Genomic DNA, 3,152 nt, shown 5'->3' with positions numbered 1-3,152 from the left:
CGGTCCCGGTCGTCGGGTTCACCGGCGGACGGCTGCTCCGGCTGCCCGGCCGACCCGCCCCGGTCGTCCGCGCGGCCGAGGTGGTCACCGTCGGCGGGGAGTTCTGGCTCGCCTGGGGCGAGGGCGTGTTCGACGGTGTGCTGGTCGAGGCGGGCGGTGCCGCCCCCGAGCGGTCGCCGCTGGTCCGGGCCCGGGTCGGCGCCGTCGCCGGGGGTGCCCGATGAGCACCGCCGTCCTCGGCTTCGCCCCCGCCCTCGCGCCGCGTGCCGCACGGGCCGGCCGTCCCGTGCTCGGCCCGCTCGCCGAGCGGGTGCCCGCGCTCGCCGCGTTCCTGCTGCTGCCCTGGACGGCCCTGCTGGTGGCCGAGGGCGACACCGCGTGGGCCGCTTTCGACCTGTGCGAGCTGGCGGCCCTGCTCCGGCTCGACGCCGGGCTGCGCCGCCGCGGCGCGGCCACCGCCGGACCGGCCGCGGTGGTGGCCCTGCTGCTGGCGGGCGACGCCTTGGTCGACATCGCCACCGCGCTGCCGGGCCGGGAGACGCTCGCCGCGCTGATCATGGCGGGCTGTGTCGAGCTCCCGCTGGCCGCGCTCTGCCTGACCCTCGGTCTGGCCCGCACCGGGCGGCCGTCAGCCGAGCGGCACCCCCGATCCCGCCCCCGCCGCGGCCGACGGCGGCCGGGTGGGAAGCCGGGGCAGCAGCGCGGCGGTCTCCTCGTCCTTCGGGGTGTAGACGACCATCCGCGACCCCTGGGCCGGACCGAGCCAGAAGCTGGTGTAGTCGAGCCGCAGCAGCCCCACCCCCGGCACCAGGAAGCGCTTCAGGCCGTTCCCCGGCCGCAGGACGTCGTGCCGCTGCCAGGCCTCGTCGAACACCGGGGAGGCCTTCCGCAGCCGGCAGAGCAGCGTCCGCCAGGCGGGCTCGGCCGCGTGGTCGCCCATCCCGGACCGGAACCGGGCGACCATGACGTCCCGCTCCTCCTCGTGGTCCACCAGCACCTCGTGGAAGCGCGAGGGGGTGAAGGCCAGCCACATCAGATTGCGGTCCTCGGGCGGCAGCGCGGCCAGGTCGCCGACGATCCCGGTGTACTGCGTGTTGTGGGCCAGCACGTCGTAGCGGGAGTTGATCACCGCGGCCGGGTAGGGGGCCATCCGGTCCAGCGTCATCCGGACCGCGGGCGTGACGGTCGGGCACTCCCGCACCGGCGCCGGGTCCTCCGCGCCGGCCAGGGTGAACAGATGGGCCCGCTCACTGGGGTCGAGCAGCAGGGCGCGCGCCACCGCGTCCAGCACCTGCACGGACACCTGGATCTCGCGCCCCTGCTCCAACCACGTGTACCAGGTGACCCCGACGGCGGCGATCTGCGCCACCTCCTCACGGCGCAGCCCCGGCGTCCGCCGCCGACCGGTCGGCGGCAGCCCCACCTGCTCGGGGGTGACCCGCTCCCGGCGACTGCGCAGGAACGCCGCCAACTGTTGCCGCCGAGGATCGGCGGGCACTTTCCCGGTGGTCGCCGTGACGGCGGTCAGACTCATTCCACCAGCATGCGGCACAGCTCATCCTGTTGCCAGGTACTCCCTATACCTGGATAAGCACACTCTGGTACCAGGGTGCGGCACGGCGGATCGTATGACCGTGACCCAGCAACTGACCGCCACCAGGCCCCTCCTCCCCACCGCCGCCTCAGCAGCTTCCCCGGGCACCACCGCCGCCCCGGCCTCCCCTCTCTCCCCTCCTCCGTCCGCTCCCTCCTCCCCTTCCCTCGGTACAGCCGGACTGGTCACCGTCCTGCTCGGGGCGTTCCTCCCGATGCTTGACTTCTTCATAGTGAATGTCGCCCTGCCGACCATCGACCACGACCTCGCGGCCGGCCCCGCCGTCCTGGAACTGGTCGCCGCCGGGTACGGCATCGCCTTCGCCGTGCTCCTCGTCCTCGGCGGACGACTCGGCGACCTCTTCGGCCGGCGCCGGCTCTTCGTGGTCGGCGCGGCCGCCTTCGCCGTGACCTCGCTCGCCTGCGGCCTCGCCCCCGGCGCATGGAGCCTGGTCGCCGCCCGGGCCGCTCAGGGCGCGTCGGCCGCCCTGCTGATCCCCCAGGTCCTCGGCACCATCACCGCCGCCACCCACGGCGCCCGGCGCGGGCGCGCCCTCTCGGTCTACGGCGCGGTCGGCGGCATCTCGGTGGTCATCGGGCAGGTGCTCGGCGGGATGCTGGTCGCCGCCGACCTCTTCGGCACCGGCTGGCGCTCGGTCTTCCTGCTGAACGTCCCCTTCGCCCTGCTCGCCCTCGTCCTCGCCCTGCGCTTCGTCCCGGAGAGCCGCGCCCCGCAGGGCGCCAAGGTCGACGTCGCCGGGACGGTGCTGCTCACCGCCACCCTGCTCGCCCTGCTGGTGCCGCTGATGGAGGGCCGCGCCGCCGGCTGGCCGCTGTGGTCCTGGCTGCTGCTCGCCCTGTTCCCCGTGTTCGCCACCGCCTTCGCCCTGGTCGAGCGCCGGGCGGAGCGCCTCGGCGGCGCCCCGCTGGTACCGCCCACCCTGCTGCGCATCCCCGAGATGCGACGCGGCCTCGGCATCGCCATCCCCTACTTCGGCGGCTTCGGCGGCTTCATGTTCGTCATCGCGGTCGCCCTCCAGCAGGGCCTGCACCTCGGCCCGGTCGCGGCGGGCTGGGCACTGGTCCCGATGGCCGTCGGCTACTTCACCGCCTCGCTCTCCGGTCCGCGCCTGATCGGCCGCTTCGGCAGCCGGGTCCTGACCGCCGGCGCCGTCGTCCAGGCCCTCGGCCTCGTGACCCTGGCCGTCACCGTGCTCGCCGACTGGAACGGGTTCTCCCCGCTGCGGATGGCCCCCGGCGTCGCCCTCGCCGGCATCGGCCAGGGCCTGATCGGCACCCCGCTGTTCCGCGTCGTCCTCTCCAAGGTCCCCGCCGCCAGGGCGGGCGTGGGCAGCGGCGTCCTCGCCACCGGTCAGCAGTCCAGTCTCGCCCTGGGCGTCGCCACCCTGGGCTCCCTCTACCTGAGCCTCTCCCCCACGCTGGGCATGGACCGCGCGCTCGCCCTCTGCCTGGGCATCCAGCTCCTGGGGTCCTTCACCGTCCTCTACCTGACGACCCGCCTCCCCCGCTCCATCGGCTGACGGCCGCCCCTGGGTCCT

The 3,152-nt window shown here is 75.1% G+C and carries 3 protein-coding genes; 2 read left to right on the top strand and 1 reads right to left on the bottom strand.

Annotated elements, in window-relative coordinates:
• The coding region (locus BI06_RS50970; protein WP_043470402.1) for a hypothetical protein at window positions 1–224 on the top strand (224 nt) is incomplete at its 5' end.
• Between the two features lie 404 nt (window positions 225–628).
• Here BI06_RS50970 and BI06_RS20585 read toward each other — a convergent pair.
• The gene (locus BI06_RS20585) at window positions 629–1,534 is read right to left on the bottom strand and encodes a helix-turn-helix transcriptional regulator (protein WP_030395802.1); all 906 of its coding nucleotides are present in this window, start codon (window positions 1,532–1,534) and stop codon (window positions 629–631) included.
• 94 nt (window positions 1,535–1,628) lie between these two features.
• Here BI06_RS20585 and BI06_RS20580 point away from each other — a divergent pair, with 94 nt between their 5' ends.
• Complete coding sequence (locus tag BI06_RS20580) at window positions 1,629–3,134, top strand: MFS transporter (protein WP_078880281.1); 1,506 nt, start codon at window positions 1,629–1,631, stop codon at window positions 3,132–3,134.
• The last annotated feature ends 18 nt before the right edge of the window (window positions 3,135–3,152 follow it).

It is taken from the genome of Kitasatospora sp. MBT66 (assembly GCF_000710405.2).
GTDB classification, from domain to species: Bacteria; Actinomycetota; Actinomycetes; order Streptomycetales; family Streptomycetaceae; genus Kitasatospora; species Kitasatospora purpeofusca.
Note: the sequence above shows the minus strand (reverse complement) of the source record. Positions and strands in the feature narration are given on the sequence as shown.